Raw genomic sequence first — 17174 nt, forward strand, 5'->3', positions numbered from 1 at the left:
GAACCAGTTCCCCGGAGCTGGAAGAAGAAAGACAATGGCACGAAATTCCGCAACCGGGTGGGCGCGCATCCTGGCACCGGTGCTGCTCGCGCTCGCAACCGTCCTCGTGTGGGAAACCGCGGTGCGCACGGGTGCGGTGAGCGCAATGTTTCTGCCCGCACCGAGCGATCTCGCCGGCCGATTCTGGCTCGAACTCACGCAGGGACCGCTGTGGGAACACACCGGCCAGACCCTCATCGCCGCCCTGATGGGCACCGTGATCGCCACCATCGTCGCGGTGCCGCTCGGCTATCTCATCGCCCGCATCGTCTGGGTGGACATGGCCGTGACTCCCTACGTCACCGCATCCCAAGCCATCCCGGCCGTGGCAGTCGCACCACTACTGGCGCTGTGGATCGGCTACGGGCTCACCCCGATCGCGATCCTCTGCGCGGTCGTCGCGTTCTTCCCCATGCTCATCACCACCGTGATCGGCGTGCGGGCGCTCCCGCAGGATGTGCTCGAGGCGGCAAAACTCGACGGCGCGAGTGCCTGGCAGTCGCTGCTGTGGGTCGAAGCGCCACTCGCAATGCCGAGCGTGCTCGCAGGCATTCGCGCGGGCGTCGCCCTCTCGGTCACCGGCGCGGTCGTGGGTGAATTCACGATGGGCGGCCAGGGGCTCGGGATGCTGTTGACGCTCTTCCGCGACGCGAACGACACCGAGGGGATGTTTGCGACGCTCTTCATGCTTGCGTTCCTCGCGGTCGGCATGTTCACCGCGCTGCGCATCCTCGAGGCCCTTGCCAATCGCCGCCAGCGGCGAGTCTCTCGCGACTTGCGACAGGTCACCCTCGAGGAGGAGACCGAACCTGTCACCGGACCCATCCCCACCCTTGTGCCGTAGCGGGCCTCGATACGCTCCGCTACTCGGCCATCGAAATGCAAACACCCCGGTCATTGAGTAGACGCCACAGGCGTCCTATCGAAATGACCACCACCACGCCAACACCCCGGTCATTGAGTAGACGCCACAGGCGTCGTATCGAAATGACCACCACCTTCACCAGGAGAAACCCAAATGCCCCGCACCCTGAAAGTCCTCGCGACTGCCGCCGTCGCTGTACTCGCCCTCGCGGGCTGCCAGGGCGGCTCGCCCACCGCATCCGACACCACCGAAGCCGTCAGCGGCGAGGCCCTCACCATCGGCCTGACCTACACCCCGAACATCCAGTTCGCGCCCTTCTACGTCGCCGAAGAGCTCGGCTACTTCGACGAAGCCGGCGTCAATGTGGAACTGCGCCACCATGGCGAAAGCGAAGAGCTCTTCGGCGCGCTGAAGACCGGCGACGAGCAGCTCGTGTACGCCGGCGGTGACGAGATCGTGCAGGGCATTTCGGGCGACGTGCCAGTGCAGTCGGTCGCGACGCTCTACAACACCTATCCCGCCGTGCTCATCGTGCCCGCCGATTCCGAAATCGAATCAGCTGCAGACCTCGCCGGCCACTCGATCGGTACCCCCGGGCCCTACGGCCAAACCTACTTCGCACTGCTCGCAATGCTCGATGGCGCCGGACTCACCGAAGCCGACGTGGACATCCAGCACATCGGTTTCACCCAGCAAGCTGCCCTGTCCTCGGGCAAGGTGGATGCGGTTATGGGCTTCGCAAATAACGATGCGATTCAGTTCGTAGCCCAGGGCATGGATGTGCGGACCATCGAGGCCGTCGACCCCGAGAACCCGACGCTCGTCGGCCCCGCTCTCGGCGCCGACACCACCACCATCGCCGAGCGCGGCGAAGACGTCACCGCGGTGCTCACCGCCGTCAAGCAGGCCGTCGAATACATCGAAGCCAACCCCGAAGAAACCATCGAAATCGCGGCCAACTACATCCCGACCCTCACCACCGATGTGCAAAAGGACGCCGCCCGCGCCACCCTCGACGCGACCATCCCGCTGATGACCGCCGACGGCGACCTGCCACTGCTGACCAACAACCCCGACACCTGGGCCGCAATGGTCACCTTCATGTACGACTCGGGCATCATCACCACCCCGGTGGCCGCCGAAGACGCATACACGAACGACCTCCTGCCCTAACGCGCGGACTCCTCTAGGGTGGAGACCATGATGCCTGAGTCGGAGCTCACCGCCCATCTGCGAGCCTGGGCGGCCGAAGCATCCTCGTTTCGTCTGAGCGACTACGACGAGTGGGCCAGGGAGCACGACGCTCCCAGCCCATCCACCCTCATCCTGCGATTCGGCAGCTGGAGCGAAGGGATGCGCGCGGCCGGGCTCGAGGACAAAATCACCAGCGTGCGGCAACAGCGCCGGGTGATTTCGGATGCCGAGCTGTGGTCGATCGTCGTGGCGTATTTACGTGCGGAACGCGAACGGCATTCCTTTGCTGATCTTGGGGTGTGGACGAAGCAGCAAGACCTGCCGAGCGCGGCGACCATCCGCGCGCGACTCGGTCGGTGGTCCGATGTGCGGGCCACCGCCGAGAAGGTCATCGACTACTCGAATCACCGCTCGGAGCCGTGGGACTTCGCGGATGAGGTGCTCTCGATCGTGCCGGGCGAAGGTCCGCGCCGCGAGATCACCGATGACGTTTGCTATGCGGCACTGCATCGGGCGGCCACGGTGCTGGAGGGGCCAATCACCGTCGCGCAGTACGACAAGGTGCGCACACCGGACGAACCAACCTCGGGAGTGCTGATGAAGCGCTACGGCAGCTGGTACGAATCCCTCACCTGGGCCGACCTGCGTGACCGCACGACGGCCCCGCGCGCCTGAGGAGCCGTCGGGGTCGCTCACGGCCGCCCGCTGAGTAGGCAAAGCCGTATCGAAGCGCCCCTGCGAGGCATGCGCGGTCGCTCGCTGAGTAGGCGAAGCCGTATCGAAGCGCCTCCCAGGCACTACCCTCAAGGGTGGACTGTGCGAGATGCACGCTGAGAGGAAGCGGATGAGCGAAACACACGAGCTGTCGACATACGGCGTTGGCCCCTGGGAGGGCGAGTGGCCCGAAGACCCGCGCTATGACCGCGAGCTTCTCGAGCACGGCGACACCCGCAACGTGATTGACCGGTTCCGCTACTGGACGATGGAGGCAATCATTGCCGACCTCGATGAGACCCGGCATCCATTCCATGTCGCGATCGAAAACTGGCAGCACGACATGAACATCGGCTCGATCGTGCGCTCGGCGAACGCCTTCGGCGCGAACACGGTGCACATCGTAGGCCGCAAGCGCTGGAACAAGCGCGGCGCGATGGTGACCGACCGCTACCAGCACGTGCTGCATCACGAGACCGTCGAGGCTTTCGTCGATTGGTGCCGCGCGGCGGAACTCCCGATCATGGCGATCGACAATGTGCCCGGCTGCGTGCCGATCGAGACGACCTCGCTCCCCCGCCGTTGCGTTTTCCTTTTCGGTCAGGAAGGCCCGGGGCTAACCAAGGCTGCCGTTGCCGCCGCCGAGCAGGTGATCGAGATCACCCAGTTCGGCTCGACTCGATCGATCAACGCATCCGCCGCGGCCGCCGTCACCATGCACGATTGGGTGCTGCAGCACGTCTACAACCGCGGCCCCGCCGCCTAACGCAACACTCGTCGACGAGTTTGCCGACTCCCCCTCCGCAAATTCGTCGATAGATGCTGCCAACGGCGGATAGAGCGACAATAAGTGACGAGTCGGCGATTCCCATCGCAGCAGACTCGTCAATGAATGCTCTGACTCGCTGCTAAAACTGCAACTAATGACCGATCTCTGACTCGGCAAACGCAACGTCATCCTCGGCAAAGCGGCGCTGCATGGTGGCGATGGCTTCGGGGTTCTGGTCGATCAGCAGGAACCGGCGTTCCAGCTGCAGCGCGGCGGCGCCGGTGGTACCGCTACCGCCAAAGAAGTCGAGCACCCAGTCACCGGGTCGACTGCTCGCGGCAATAATCCGCCGCAGAATTCCCACCGGCTTTTGGGTCGGATACCCGGTCTTCTCGCGCCCGTTCGGGGAAACGATCGTGTGCCACCAGACATCCGTCGGCAGCTTCCCGCGAGCTACTTTTTCGGGCGTCACCAGCCCCGGCGCCATGTACGGTTCGCGGTCCACTTCTTCGCTGTCGAAGTGGTACTGCCGCGGATCCTTCACGTACACGAGAATCGTGTCGTGTTTCGAGGGCCACCGCGATTTAGTGCGCGCCCCGTAGTCATAGGCCCAAATGATCTCGTTGAGGAAGCACTCACGCCCGAACAGCGCATCCAGCAGCACTTTCGCGTAGTGCACTTCCCGGTAGTCGAGGTGCAGGTAGAGCGTGCCGGTGTCGGCCAGCAGCCGCCAAGCTTCCTCGAGTCGCGGCTCGAGGAACTCCCAATAGTCCTCGAAGGCGTCATCGTAGGAGGTCACGAGCCCCCGCACGGTCTCGTAGGTCTGCCCCTTATAGCCAATCCGCGTGCCCGTCGACGACCGCACCGATTTGGTGTTCTGGCGAAGCTGCTTCCGGCCGGTATTGAACGGTGGGTCGATATAGATCAGCTGGAAGGATGCGTCGGGCAGGGATCGCAGGATCGGCAAATTATCGCCGTGCACCACCGTGTTCGGGCTTTCCGGAGCCCACGAAAACCCCTTCGTCATGCCCACATCCTAGGGTTTCAGCGAATCAAATTGTGCTGATGAGCTCGCAAAACAGTAATAGTCGCGGACCCCAGCGTCCCACTCCGTTTCGTTCGCGGGCCAGCGCACCTGAATCTCGAGATCCGGGATGCTCGCAGCAGCTTCGAGGTCGATCGCCTCGGGAGCTTGGCACGCGAGCATGGCCCGCTCCCGGAGCGCCTCCTCACCCGGCCAGCTGCCGGATGCATCCAACACCGAGTCGACCGGCACGATTGCCGTGAGCTGCGCGGTATGCGGGTCGGTGCAGGCGACGCGGTCGAAGCTTGCGGCCCAGGGAGATTCTAGGGTCGTAAAGCAGTCGCCGGTTTCGAGTGTGGCGAGCGGAGTTACCGTTGGTCCGGTGGTCGCTTCAACGAGTGAACTCGGTGCGGAGGGTCGTCCGAACGGTGCCCAGAGCCAGCCGCCCACTGCAGCGGCAACCACGACAACGGCCGCCACCACGAGCCACGGCCACCAGCTCTTCGCACGGTCGCCGCCCGAACCTGAACCCCGCACCACGTGGCTTTAGACGGCTTCGAGACCGAGGTCGTCGAGACCGATGGCGTAGCGGTAGGGGTAGCCCGCGTCTTCAATGCGCTGACCGGCACCGGTGGCGCGGTCGACGATTGTGCAAACCGCGACAACTTCCGCACCCACCTTCTCGAGCGCCTCAATCGCGGCGAGCGGCGACCCGCCGGTGGTCGAGGTGTCTTCAAGCACGACCACGCGCTTGCCGGCGACATCCGGTCCTTCAACCTGCTTGCCGCGGCCGTGATCCTTTGGTTCCTTCCGCACAACAAACGCGTCGATGGCGCGGCCCTTCGCCACCGCGTGGTGCATCACCGAGTTCGCGAGCGGATCGGCACCCATGGTGAGGCCGCCAACTGCGGCGACATCGCCGAACTCGTCAACGAGGTCGAGCAGCACTTCACCGATCAGGGGTGCGGCGCGGTGGTCGAGCGACAGCTTGCGAAGGTCGATGTAGTACGAGGCCTTCTTGCCGCTAGTGAGCGTGAAGTCGCCGTGGAAGACGGCCTCGTCGCTGATGAGCTGAATAAGTTGAGTACGTGGGTCGGTCACCCAACCAAGCGTAGTTGCTTGCGGCGCCGCACGGGTGAGGAGTCGTGCACCGCAGTCGCGATACGGTAGAACCCATGCGCATCGCCACCTGGAACGTGAACTCCATCCGGACCCGCAAGGGCCGCGTCATCGACTTCCTGCAGAACCACGACATCGACGTGCTCGCGATGCAGGAGATCAAATGCAAGACGGAGCAGTTCCCGTTCGAGGAGTTTGAAGAGGCCGGCTACGAGGTCATCGCCCACGGCCTCAACCAGTGGAACGGTGTCGCGTTCGCCTCGCGCCTGCCGATCGAGGATGCGGTGGAGGGCTTCGAGAATATGCCCGGTTTCGGTAAGCCTGCCGAGGACGGCACGCTCCCTCTCGAGGCCCGCGCGCTCGGCGCCACCATCGAAGGTGTCCGCCTGTGGTCGCTATACGTACCCAACGGTCGCGAGCTTGCGCATCCGCACTACACCTACAAACTCGAGTGGCTGAAGGCGCTGCGCGAGGACACCGCCGCCCGCCGCGAATCGCACCCCGAAGAGCCGATCGCGCTGATGGGTGACTTCAATATTGCCCCGCTTGACATTGACATTTGGGATCCCGAATTCTTCGTCGGTAAGACCCACACCTCCCAGCCCGAGCGGGATGCATTCAACGCCTTCCTCGAAGACGGGATGCTGGATGTCACGCGCGAGTTGGGCATCGAGGGCTACACCTACTGGGATTATCAGCAGCTGCGTTTCCCGCGCAATGAGGGGATGCGCATCGACTTCGTGCTGGGGAATCCAGAATTTTTCGAGCTGGTTTCGGCCGCCGAGATCGCGCGCGATGAGCGCAAGGGGGACGGGCCGAGTGACCACGTCCCGGTCATCGTCGAGCTCGACACCGAAACCTCGCTCGACGACGATATGCCGATGATTTTTTAGCGCTCGGCACCCGCCCGGCTAGCAGTCAATCGCGAGCGCGACATCGGCCAATTCGTAGGCGAGGTCGAGCCGCGAGTCCTGCGAATAGTCGGTTGGGGAGACGGTCCAGAGGATCGTCACCTGGCGGATCCCGTCCGGCGAAGACATAGTCAAACCGCGGTAGCCGAGCCCCGAACCGAGGTGGCCGTACACGTGATTGGGCGCACCGATCTGCACGAGCTCACCGAAGTCTGAGTCGTGCACGCTGCCCGAGCCCTCCTCCGGCACCTCAAAGTCATAGCTCGGCAGCGACTCGGCGGGTTCAGCAGGCCCGGTCGCCGCGGGAGTCGCATCCGTCGCGCCCGGCGCCGCGGTCTCCACGGCCTGATTCGCTGAGGATTCCAAATACACCGGATCACCGGCCGGGCAGGTGTCGGTGCGTGATTGCACGCCCAGCCCGTACCCCTGCGGCAGCAGGTTCAACATCTGCCCGAGCAGTTCCGGGGCAATGAGCTCACCCGTCAACAGTGCGCGCATGAAGGTATTCACGTCCGACACCGTCGAAACTACGCCGCCGGCACCCGACCAGAGCGAAGCATCCTGTTCGGTGACATCGATCGACAGCGCACCCTCGGTGACATAGCCGTGCGCGGCGTTTTCAGGCATCGAAGTTCCCGCCGGCAGGGTGGTTGAGGTGAGCCCGAGCGGCTCGGTAATCCGCTGCTGCAGCTGTTCGGCGAGGGTCGACGAAGTCAGCTCCTCAATCAGCATCGTGAGGACGATGTAGTTCGTATTCGAATACTCCCAGCCGGTGCCTGGGTCGAAACTCCAGCCCTGCGTCAGCGCGCGCTGCACCAGTTCTTCGTGGCTGATCGGCGAGACGATCTGAGTGGTGAAGGCGCTCGGGTCCTCAAGTGCGAGCGTCGGCACATAGTCGGGCAGGCCGGATGAATGATTCAGCAGCTGCCGCACCGTCACTTCCCGAACTTCCACGATTCCCGGCAGATAGTCCTCGATCGGGTCGCCGAGTTGCACGAGCCCCTCTTCGACGAGCTGCAGCAGGATGGTCGCGACCATGGGTTTGGTCAGGCTCGCGATCCGCGTCGGGTCGGTAATTTTTGCGGGCAGTTCCGTCTTTTTCGAACGCACACCCTGCACACCGCTCCAAACGTGCTCACCGTCGCGAATCTCCACGAGCACCGCTGGGGCGCCCGCATCCACCATCTGCGTCATTAGCGCCTCGATATCCGCGACCTCGAAATCGGCGGCTTCGGTGGGGCGCAGCGGTATCGCCGTGGGCCCGGGGTGGGGGCCGGATGCGCATCCCGCCAGCGTCGTCAGCGCGACTACCGAGAGGGTCGCGCCAATTCGCTTGATGACGGACATGAATGACGTTCCTAACTGAATTCCCATGACCCCGGAATAATTTCACGAATAGATAAGTTGCATGTGGATGGACCGCGACCGTCTGTGTTTCGACGGCGAGATGCTGGTCCACTACTGACTTGAAAGGATCCCACCCTTGACGATTACTGCGCCTCGCAATGCCACTGCTGCGCCGATTCACGAAGTGCTTGAGAACCGCTGGAGCCCCCGCGGCTTCGACGCCTCGCACGAGGTGAGTGAGGCGGAGGTCCGCTCGATCATTGAGGCAGCACGTTGGGCACCTTCCGCGTTCAACAAGCAGCCCTGGGGCTTCATTGTGGGCCGTCGTGGTACCGAGAATTTTGCGAAGATTTTTGACTCGCTGATGGGTTTCAACCAGAAATGGAACGCTAATGTTTCGGCGCTGATCGTGACGCTCGCGCGCGTTGAGATCGACGGCGAGCCTTTCGCCACCGCCCACTATGACCTTGGCCAGGCTGCCGCACACCTGTCGATTCAGGCGGAGTCGATGGGTTTGAACGCTCACCAGATGACCGGTTTTGAGGCCGAAAAGATCGCCGAGCAGTTCGTGATCCCCGAGGGCTACCAGCCCTACACCGTGATCGCGATCGGCCAGCACTCGACCGATGAGTCAATTGACGAGTCGATCCGCGAACGCGACGCGAGCCCGCGCTCTCGCAATGAGGTCGACGAGATTCTGCTGAGCTTCGAGTAGTGACGTAGAAAACGCTCGGTCGTCTCAGGCAGTATCGCTGTTTGACGCGACCGGGCGTTTTGTTGTCGCTGGCCCGGCGCCAGAAATCCCCGGAGCTACGGAACCCGCAGCTCCCGCGGGTCGAGGATGCGCGGGTTCTGACCCGCCATCGCGGTCTTGACGGCTTCGACCTCATCGAGGTGCACGATCCCTCCGCCATCCGGCAGGATGAGCTGTCGTTCGTGCCCCTTGCCCGCAACAATCACCACGTCACCGGCGCGAGCCCGAGCAACGCCCGCCGCAATCGCATCCCACCGATTCTCGATGAGTTCCCACTCGGCACCGGCGGCATCGAGCGCGCCGCCGACATCCGCCACCACCTCAGCGAGACTGCTGACTTTCAGGTCGTCTTCCGTGAGGATGATGTAGTCGGCGCCCGCGGCGGCCACCGTGCCCATTTCTTTTCGCAGTCGCGGGATGCGGTCGCCGAGCACGCCAAACACGAGGGTGATGGGGCGGTCGGTGAGTGCGCGCACTGCGGTTAGGCAGGAATCGAGCGCATCCGTGGTGTGCGCGTAGTCGATGAAGACGTCCAAACCGTCATCGTTGATCACTCGTTCGAGTCGGCCCAGAACCGGTTCGGCGGCGGAGAGCCCCTCGGCAATCACCTCGAGCGGATAGCCCTGAGCGAGTGCGGCTCCGGCGGCAACCAGCGCATTTCGCACGTGATAAGTGCCCAACGCCCGCAGCTGAACCGGCACCCGGCCGCTGGCAGTTACGAGGTCAAAGGTCGTTCCGGTCAGCCCCGTCTGCGTGTGCTCGGGACGCACATCCGCTTCCTGGTCGGTGCGCCCAACCCGAATGACGGCGTTCCCCGCCGCCGCAATTTCATCGGCCGCACGCTCGCCCCAGGGGCTACCGATGTCGACCACCGCGTGGCCCGTGGTTGCCTGCCCGAAGAGTCGCTTCTTCGCGCAGTAGTACTCCTCCATCGTGCCGTGCAGTTCGAGGTGGTCTTCGGTGAGGTTCGTGAACATGGCGACGTCAAATACCATCCCGCTGACGCGCTGCAGTTCGAGCGAATGGGAGGAGACTTCCATGATGATGTCTTCCGTACCGCCTTCCACCGCGGTGCGAATCAGATCGTGCAGGATGGGCGCCTCGGGTGTGGTGTTCGGCGTTTCAATGATCTTGCCGTCAACATCAAACCCGATCGTGCCCATCACCCCCACCCGTCGCTTGGCATGCCGCAGGATGGCGGATAAGAAGTAGGCGGTGGAAGTTTTCCCGTTGGTGCCAGTAACGCCATAGAGGCGCACGAGTTCGTCCGGCCGCCCGTTGAGCTCACGCGCGATCTGCGCCATTGTTGAGCGCACATCCGCAGTCAGCAGGTAGCTCACCCCGGGCAAAAGCTCCTCGGGCAACTGCGCGCAGACAACAACGTTTGAGCCGCGATCGACCGCATCCGGAATGAACTTGGTTCCATCCATCCGGAAACCTGGCACCGCGATGAAGATGGTTCCGGGGGCCGCGAGTCGAGAATCGTGGGTCACCGCGGTGACGACGCGGTCCGCATCAAACTGCGCCGTGCTGGGAAGCTGCAGCCTGGAAGCGAGTTCACCAAGCAGCATCGTTGGTCCTCATATGTGCAATAGCCAAGACAGATTATTTCTGGGACGGATGTCCACAACCCAGCGAGGCTAACACGCGTAGGTCACGTTTCGGTCACGCCAAAAGGGGTTCGGATGCACTCCGAACCCCTTTCGCTCACCTGCAGATTCGGTGCCGATTAGCTGCGAACCGTCAGCGCATCCCCATCGGATGCGACCGAGACCTCGACCGTCTCACCGTCGTGCACCTTGCCCGCGAGCAGGGCACGCGCGAGACGGTCGTCGATTTCTTTCTGCATCAGGCGACGCAGCGGGCGCGCGCCGTAGATCGGGTCGTAGCCGCGCTCTGCGAGCCAGGCCCGCGCATCCTCATCCACCTCAATCTGGATGCGCCGCTCAGCAAGCCGACGTTCGAGCGTCGCGACATTGAGGCCGACAATCTTCGCGAGCTGGTCTTGCGACAGCGCATCGAAGATGACGATCTCGTCGAGACGGTTGATGAACTCGGGCTTGAACGCCTTGCGCACCGCACCCATGACCTCATTGCGACGCTGCTCGTTCGTGAGCAGCGGGTCGATGAGGAACTGCGAACCGAGGTTCGAGGTGAGGATCAGGAGCGTATTGCGGAAGTCCACGGTGCGACCCTGGCCGTCGGTGAGGCGGCCGTCATCGAGCACCTGCAGGAGGATGTCGAAGACCTCAGGGTGGGCCTTTTCGACCTCGTCGAAGAGGATGACCGAGTAGGGTCGGCGGCGCACCGCTTCGGTGAGTTGACCGCCCTGCTCGTAACCGACGTAGCCCGGAGGGGCACCGACGAGTCGCGAGACGCTGTGCTTTTCACCGTACTCCGACATGTCGATGCGCACGATCGCCTGCTCATCGTCGAAGAGCAACTCCGCGAGCGCTTTCGCGAGCTCGGTCTTACCGACACCGGTCGGCCCGAGGAACAGGAAGGAACCGGTGGGCCGATTCGGGTCCGCGACGCCCGCACGCGAGCGACGGATCGCATCCGACACCGCACCGACTGCCTCATCCTGGCCAACTACACGCTGGTGCAATTCGCCCTCGAGTTCAAGGAGTTTCTCGCGTTCGGACTGCAGGAGCTTGCCCACCGGAATGCCCGTCCATGCGGCGACGACACTGGCGATGTCGTCCTCCGTGACGTGGTCGTTCACGAGTCGGTCTTCGTTCTGCTCCTGCGCCTCGGCTTCGCTCAATTGCTTCTGCAGCTGCGGAATTTCGCCGTAGAGCACCCGCGACGCGAGTTCGAGGTTGCCATCGCGCTGGGCACGATCGGCACGGATGCGCGCCTCGTCGAGTTTGGTCTTCAGGTCACCGACCTTATTCAGGCCGCTGCGTTCGGCATCCCAACGCTGCTGTAGCGCATCCAGCTCGACCTGCAGGTCTGCCATTTCCTGCTGGAGCTGCTGGAGCCGCTCCTTGGCGGCCGCGTCATGCTCCTTCTTCAGCGCGAGCTCTTCAAGCTTCATGCGGTCGATTTGCCGCTTGAGGCTGTCGAGCTCGGTGGGCGAAGAGTCGATCTCCATCCGCAGTCGCGAGGCGGCTTCGTCAACCAGGTCGATGGCCTTATCGGGGAGCTTTCGGGCCGCGATATAGCGATTCGAGAGGGATGCAGCGGCCACCAGGGCGGTGTCGCTAATCGCAACCTTATGGTGGGCTTCATATCGCTCCTTCAGCCCACGCAGAATCGCAATGGTGTCCTCGACACTCGGCTCATCGACGAAGACCTGCTGGAAACGGCGCTCGAGGGCAGAGTCCTTTTCAATGAACTCGCGGTACTCGTCGAGGGTGGTCGCGCCGATCAGCCGCAGCTCACCCCGCGCAAGCATGGGCTTGAGCATATTGGATGCGGACACGCTCGATTCGCCGCCACCGGCACCCATCAGGGTGTGGAGTTCGTCGATGAAGGTGATGACTTTGCCTTCGGATTCGCGGATCTCTTCGAGGACCGCTTTCATGCGCTCTTCAAAATCGCCGCGGTACTTCGCGCCGGCGAGGATCGCGGAGATGTCGAGTGAGATGAGTTCCTTCTCTTTCAGGGATTCGGGAACGTCACCCGCGACGATGCGCTGCGCGAGCCCTTCGGCGACCGCGGTTTTACCGACGCCGGGCTCACCGATCAGCACCGGGTTGTTCTTGGTTCGACGCGTGAGCACCTGGCTCACCCGTCGAATTTCGGCATCGCGGCCAATCACCGGGTCAAGTTTGCCGGTGCGGGCGATGTCCGTGAGGTTGACGCCGAAGCGTTCGAGGGCAGATTGCGACTCTTCGTCGGCTGGCTGTGCCCCTTGCATATTTGCCATGTGTTCTCCTTTCGTCTCTCTCAAGACGGCGCCTTATCGGCGTTCATTGTTCGTAGCTGGAATCTTTCGACTCAATAACGTTGAGCCGTGTTGACTCAAGTTTAGAACGAGGCCCTGGTTAATGCACGGTTCGCGAGGTGCTGTCAGCGAACGTGAAGGTTCACGAAATTGACCGGCGCCGTGTCGGCCTAGACTCGCCTCTGTCCGTGAAAATCAAGACGTTCACTATTTGTTCACCTATAATTCACCTAAAGGCATTGACGCCTGCCGCTCCGCAACCCTGCGGAGCATCCTATTTATCGCAAAGGAGGCGACTTCCATGGCTGAAATTTTTGGAACGCTATCCCGAATTTCTGACAACTACTCGGTCACCCTGGCTGCCGACTCGGACTTCGACCGCAAGACCATCTGGCGCGCGATCACCAAAGAAGACGCGCTTACCGCGTGGCTCGGCCAGCCCTCGGGCAAGATCATGACGGGTGAACCGTTCACCATTACCTACCCCAATGACGCGGACTACAGCATCGTCGCTCGCGTGCAAGAGCGACGCGTACCGAGCACGCTCGTGCTGCACTGGCAGTTCAACGACCTGCCGGAGAACCTCGTCCGCATCAGCTTGAGCAAGCGTCCCACTGGTGGCACCGAGGTGCGACTGGAGGTCATCGGCCTGCGTCGTGAAGATGCCGCAATCGCGGCCGCGACCTGGCACGCACAGATGGAATTCTTGCGCCGCTACCTCTACGGCGATGAGATCCTCGGCCACGCTCTACGGTTCCGCCGTGATGAGTTGGCCCCGGAATACGAATCCCAGCTGCTCGCTATTGGCGCACCGAAGAAATCGCGCCGCGAACTCCTCGCTGAGATCGCATTCGAACAGAGCCACACTCCCCCGCAGGAAAACGAGATCCGCCGAGTGCTCCACACCCACGGGCATCTCGCATAGCGGCCCCCGACTTCCTCCAACCGCATCGAGTGACGAGTCTGCGGCTTCCCGTCCGCAAACTCGTCACTCGATGCACTTTCCGGCGCTCTGCGCAGCACCCATCGACGAGTTAGCGACCCCTCTCCCACCAACTCGTCACTACTTGCATTCACCACGGCTCGAAACTGCAACGAGCGACGAATTGTGAAGGTGGCCGCGAGCGCGAGGGCAAACACAGACGCCAAGGCCCGCACGCTAGCGGGCGTCGCCACCGCGGACGATGTGCGACTGCTGCGTGCCCCAGTAATAGGTGATCTCGACGTGGTGCTCGAGCGCACGCCGCGCGGCTTCCGCGTCCCCCGACACAATCGCCTGCACGAGCGCGCGATGGCTCATATCGTCGTGTGAAAGGTCCATTCCGGGGTACGAGGTCACGCGGATGAACCGGGTCAACTGGTCCTGAATCTCCCGTTCCGCAGTCGTGAGACGACGGCTGCCCGACATCTTTGCGATGTGGATGTGCAGGAGCGAGTCGGCGAGGCGGCGCTCGGTCGTGCTGTCGATGACGCGCAGGAATTCTTCTTCGAGTCGTCGCAGTTCTTCGCGCTCGGCGGGAGTCCCGCGAAGTGCCGCGAGAAAGGATGCTGCTCCCGAAACTCCACAGCGCCAGTCGGTGAGATCGCGGAGCTCTTCGACGGAGACTTCAAGCCCGAGCGCTTCCTGCTCCATGCGATCGGCGATGCCCATCGCGACGCTCGTGCCCCCCGTGCGACCACGCGTCGTGACGATGTACTCCTCATCGCGAAGTCGGCCGAGCGCTTGCCGCAGCGTCATCGGCGCGACCCGGAAATGAGCGGCGAGCTGCGACTCCGCGGGGAAGCGATCCCCCTCGCGAAGCACGCCGGTCGCCATCGCCTCGATCAGCACACCGTAGATGTCGTCCGCGCCAATCTTCCCCGCTGACCGCGGGAGACGAAACGCGTTGAGATCCATGCTGCTCGACCCTCACTCCTCGGCGCAGCCTTTAGACCGGCCACGGTATCCGCATCAGCATGCCCGAGGGGCGACGGGTACGCAAATTGTTGCCCAGCTAACTACTCGCGCCCCTCCGCCGACTTCCCAAACGCCCGGCGTGATACTCCCCAAACCACACGCCGCAGCACACAAGCGACCATAGGCTGGCGTGACACCTGCGCCACAGCAACAACCCGCTCACACGCCCAACTCGCTCATCAACACGTCGGCCAGCACGAGCGCCCCGGCCTCAGCATCCGCATCCTCAACGTGCTCCTCCTGCGCGTGCGAGACCCCGGTCGGGTTCCGCACAAACAGCATCGCGGTCGGGATGTGCGCCGCAAGAATCCCGGCGTCGTGCCCGGCTCCCGTATCGAGCACCGGCGCATCAGGCAGCGCGACCTCAAGACGTCGGCGAAGATCCGAATCAAAGGACACCGTCGGACTCAGCGATTCTTCGCGAACCGTCACCGTGCATCCCTGTTCAAAAGCAAGCAACTCGGCCCGCGTCGAAATCTCGGCAACGACCTGCGCCGTCACGTCATCGTCGGGATGCCGCACGTCAAGCCACACGTCGACGCGCGAAGCGATCACGTTGGTGCCGCCGGGCACTGGCTGCAGGCGACCAACGGTGGCCCGAGCGCCGTCAAAACGAGACGCAATCCCCGGAATCTGCCCGATCAGCGCCCCGGCAGCGACCAACGGATCGCGGCGATCGCGCATCAGCGTCGTACCGGCGTGATTGCCCTGCCCCGTGAAGCTCAGACGCCAGCGTCCGTGGCCAAGAATCGACGAGCCGATCGCGACGGGCTGCCCGAGATCGATCAGCCCGCGACCCTGTTCGACGTGCAACTCGATGAACGCGCCGAGCTGGCCCAACCGCTCGCGATCCGCGCCCATGTGCGCCGGGTCAAGCCCCGCCTTCGCCGACAGTTCGGCGAAGGTCGTGCCATCGTCGTCCTTGAGCGCGAGGGCACGTTCCACAGGCATCGCGCCGGTCAGGATGCGCGACCCAAGACACGCGATCCCGAACCGCGAGCCCTCTTCCTCGGGGAATACCGCGATGGCGATTGCCCGTTCGGGCCGCCGGCCCTGCGCTCGCAGCGCATCCACCGCGGCCAACGCCGAAGCGACGCCGAGGGGCCCGTCGAAGGCCCCACCGCCCGGCACCGAATCGAGGTGACTGCCGGTGACGATCGCACCGGTTCGGTCGCCGGAAGGCGCATCCCACCAGGCCCAAATGATGCCGTTGCGATCGGTCTCGACGTCCAGACCGCGAGCGCTCGCCTCAGCGATGAACCAACTGCGCAGGTCGAGTTCGGCGGTCGAATAGACGGGGCGCGAGTAGCCGCCGCGGGCCGGATCGCGACCGGTCTCCGCGATCGCCGACATGAGTGACGTGACGCTCTTGCGTGAAGTAACTGTCATTGCCCTAGACCTTCGCCCCATCGAATTCGGCGCTCGCCGCCTGCGCGCTGAACTGCGCAACGCGGAATTCGTCGGGAACCGTGCCCGCACCCGTCGCGAGATCCGCCGCGAGCTCACCGAGCAGCGGCGCGAACTTGCCGCCGTGCCCCGAGCATGCGGAGACCACGATGACGCCGTCAGCCTCGTCGATCACGAAGTCTTCGTTCGGAGTATTTGTGAAGAGGCACGTGGTCTCGGCGTAGGGCTCGGGTATCGCGCCGGGCAGGAAGTCTTCGACGTAGCGGATGATCCGCTCGCGCATTTCGGGTCGAATCTGGCCATCCTGGTCGAGCGCCGAGGGCAGCTTCGGCCCGCCGTTGTACTGCGCGAGCTTCTGGCCGCGGAAGCCGGCATCCCGACCACCGGGCAGTCCGTAGGTTTCGAACTCGAGGCGCTTGTGGATGAACGAGGGCCACGATGGGTAGGAACCGTCTACAACATCCACCTCGCGCCACGGCACGTGGAAAGCCTGCTCTTGCCGAACCTCGAGCGTCGGGAAGGACGCGAGGAAAGCGGAGGGCAACGCGAGGTCCGCGAGGAGGTGGGGCAACCATCCACCCGCCGCGACGATTACCTTGGAGCCTGTGACGATCGTGCCATCCGTCGAGCGCACGTCAAAGCCGCCGCCGCGACGCTCGATGCTCGCGACCTCCCAGTTCGTGCGAACGACCGCGTTGCCCGTCGCCTCGGCAAGCTCGAGCATCGTCTCGACCGTGGTGATCGCGTCGAGAACGCCCGCGCCGGGGTGATAGAGCACGCCGGTATCGAAGGCGATCTGCGGGAAGCGCGCGCGAGCCTCGTCCCGGCTCAACAGTTCGTGTTCGATTCCCGCACCCTCGAGCACTCGGGCGATGCGCGACGGCCCCCGGACTTCGCCGAAGTCGACCGCGCCGGTCGGCGTAATGAGCTGGCGTCCGGAAGCCGCTTCAAGAGCATCCCACCCCCGCTTCGCCCGGACCACGAGGCTCGTGTAGAGCGGCGACGGGTAGGCGTAGCGGAAGATCCGCGCCGAACCGTGGGAGCTCCCCTCTTCATTGGCCGGGGTCGTGCGCTCGAGGACGGTGACGGTGTGGCCCTGCTCGGCGAGCTGCCAAGCGGTCGCCGCACCCGCAAGCCCCGCGCCGATGACGACAAACTCTGACTTCGACATACAATTGCTCC

The 17174-nt window shown here is 63.8% G+C and carries 16 protein-coding genes; 7 read left to right on the top strand and 9 right to left on the bottom strand.

Annotation, left to right across the window (positions count from 1 at the left end; translation table 11 throughout):
- Nucleotides 1-34: 34 nt before the first annotated feature.
- The 4 genes from F8O05_RS10645 (at nt 35) to F8O05_RS10660 (ending at nt 3578) form a co-directional block, all read left to right on the top strand.
- On the top strand, nt 35-883 hold the full coding sequence (locus F8O05_RS10645) for an ABC transporter permease (RefSeq protein WP_158052726.1): 849 nt from the start codon (nt 35-37) through the stop codon (nt 881-883).
- 174 nt (nt 884-1057) lie between these two features.
- Nucleotides 1058-2077, top strand: a complete 1020-nt coding sequence (locus tag F8O05_RS10650; RefSeq protein ID WP_158052727.1) for an ABC transporter substrate-binding protein — start codon at nt 1058-1060, stop codon at nt 2075-2077.
- Between the two features lie 27 nt (nt 2078-2104).
- Nucleotides 2105-2773 carry a homing endonuclease associated repeat-containing protein gene (locus F8O05_RS10655; protein WP_158052728.1) on the top strand — a complete coding sequence of 223 codons (669 nt, stop codon included), beginning with the start codon at nt 2105-2107 and terminating at the stop codon, nt 2771-2773.
- A 169-nt stretch (nt 2774-2942) separates the two neighbouring features.
- Entirely contained in the window at nt 2943-3578 is a 636-nt protein-coding gene (locus F8O05_RS10660) for a TrmH family RNA methyltransferase (protein ID WP_158052729.1), read from the top strand.
- 154 nt (nt 3579-3732) lie between these two features.
- Here F8O05_RS10660 and F8O05_RS10665 read toward each other — a convergent pair whose 3' ends face one another.
- The 3 genes from F8O05_RS10665 to pyrE are packed head-to-tail and all read right to left on the bottom strand — an operon-like array spanning nt 3733 to nt 5706.
- Nucleotides 3733-4608: a DNA-methyltransferase gene (locus F8O05_RS10665; RefSeq protein ID WP_158052730.1), complete on the bottom strand. Its 876-nt coding sequence runs from the start codon at nt 4606-4608 to the stop codon at nt 3733-3735.
- 9 nt (nt 4609-4617) lie between these two features.
- The gene (locus tag F8O05_RS10670) at nt 4618-5142 is read right to left on the bottom strand and encodes a septum formation family protein (protein WP_192497137.1); all 525 of its coding nucleotides are present in this window, start codon (nt 5140-5142) and stop codon (nt 4618-4620) included.
- A gap of 9 nt (nt 5143-5151) precedes the next feature.
- The gene (gene pyrE / locus F8O05_RS10675) at nt 5152-5706 is read right to left on the bottom strand and encodes an orotate phosphoribosyltransferase (RefSeq protein ID WP_158052732.1); all 555 of its coding nucleotides are present in this window, start codon (nt 5704-5706) and stop codon (nt 5152-5154) included.
- A 74-nt stretch (nt 5707-5780) separates the two neighbouring features.
- Between pyrE and F8O05_RS10680 the strand changes: the two genes are divergently transcribed.
- Entirely contained in the window at nt 5781-6617 is an 837-nt protein-coding gene (locus F8O05_RS10680) for an exodeoxyribonuclease III (RefSeq protein WP_158052733.1), read from the top strand.
- Between the two features lie 18 nt (nt 6618-6635).
- On the opposite strand, the gene F8O05_RS10685 is transcribed toward F8O05_RS10680, so the two are convergent.
- A complete protein-coding gene (locus tag F8O05_RS10685; protein ID WP_192497138.1) occupies nt 6636-7982 on the bottom strand; it encodes a serine hydrolase domain-containing protein in 1347 nt (448 codons plus the stop codon).
- A gap of 136 nt (nt 7983-8118) precedes the next feature.
- Between F8O05_RS10685 and F8O05_RS10690 the strand changes: the two genes are divergently transcribed.
- Nucleotides 8119-8697, top strand: a complete 579-nt coding sequence (locus F8O05_RS10690; RefSeq protein ID WP_192497139.1) for a nitroreductase family protein — start codon at nt 8119-8121, stop codon at nt 8695-8697.
- Between the two features lie 95 nt (nt 8698-8792).
- On the opposite strand, the gene F8O05_RS10695 is transcribed toward F8O05_RS10690, so the two are convergent.
- Entirely contained in the window at nt 8793-10307 is a 1515-nt protein-coding gene (locus F8O05_RS10695) for a UDP-N-acetylmuramoyl-L-alanyl-D-glutamate--2,6-diaminopimelate ligase (RefSeq protein ID WP_158052736.1), read from the bottom strand.
- Between the two features lie 158 nt (nt 10308-10465).
- Nucleotides 10466-12610, bottom strand: a complete 2145-nt coding sequence (locus tag F8O05_RS10700; RefSeq protein ID WP_158052737.1) for an ATP-dependent Clp protease ATP-binding subunit — start codon at nt 12608-12610, stop codon at nt 10466-10468.
- Between the two features lie 319 nt (nt 12611-12929).
- On the opposite strand from F8O05_RS10700, the gene F8O05_RS10705 reads away from it, so the two are divergent.
- Nucleotides 12930-13553, top strand: coding sequence for an SRPBCC domain-containing protein (locus F8O05_RS10705; RefSeq protein WP_158052738.1), 624 nt, complete (start codon nt 12930-12932; stop codon nt 13551-13553).
- A 234-nt stretch (nt 13554-13787) separates the two neighbouring features.
- Here the strand turns inward: F8O05_RS10705 and F8O05_RS10710 are convergent, their stop codons facing one another.
- The 3 genes from F8O05_RS10710 to F8O05_RS10720 form a co-directional block, all read right to left on the bottom strand.
- Complete coding sequence (locus F8O05_RS10710; protein WP_158052739.1) at nt 13788-14525, bottom strand: FadR/GntR family transcriptional regulator; 738 nt, start codon at nt 14523-14525, stop codon at nt 13788-13790.
- Nucleotides 14526-14744: 219 nt separating this feature from the next.
- On the bottom strand, nt 14745-15974 hold the full coding sequence (locus F8O05_RS10715; RefSeq protein ID WP_158052740.1) for an allantoate amidohydrolase: 1230 nt from the start codon (nt 15972-15974) through the stop codon (nt 14745-14747).
- A gap of 4 nt (nt 15975-15978) precedes the next feature.
- On the bottom strand, nt 15979-17163 hold the full coding sequence (locus tag F8O05_RS10720) for an FAD-dependent oxidoreductase (protein ID WP_158052741.1): 1185 nt from the start codon (nt 17161-17163) through the stop codon (nt 15979-15981).
- Between the last annotated feature and the right edge of the window lie 11 nt (nt 17164-17174).

This window comes from Gulosibacter chungangensis (assembly GCF_008831155.1).
Taxonomy (GTDB): domain Bacteria; phylum Actinomycetota; class Actinomycetes; order Actinomycetales; family Microbacteriaceae; genus Gulosibacter; species Gulosibacter chungangensis.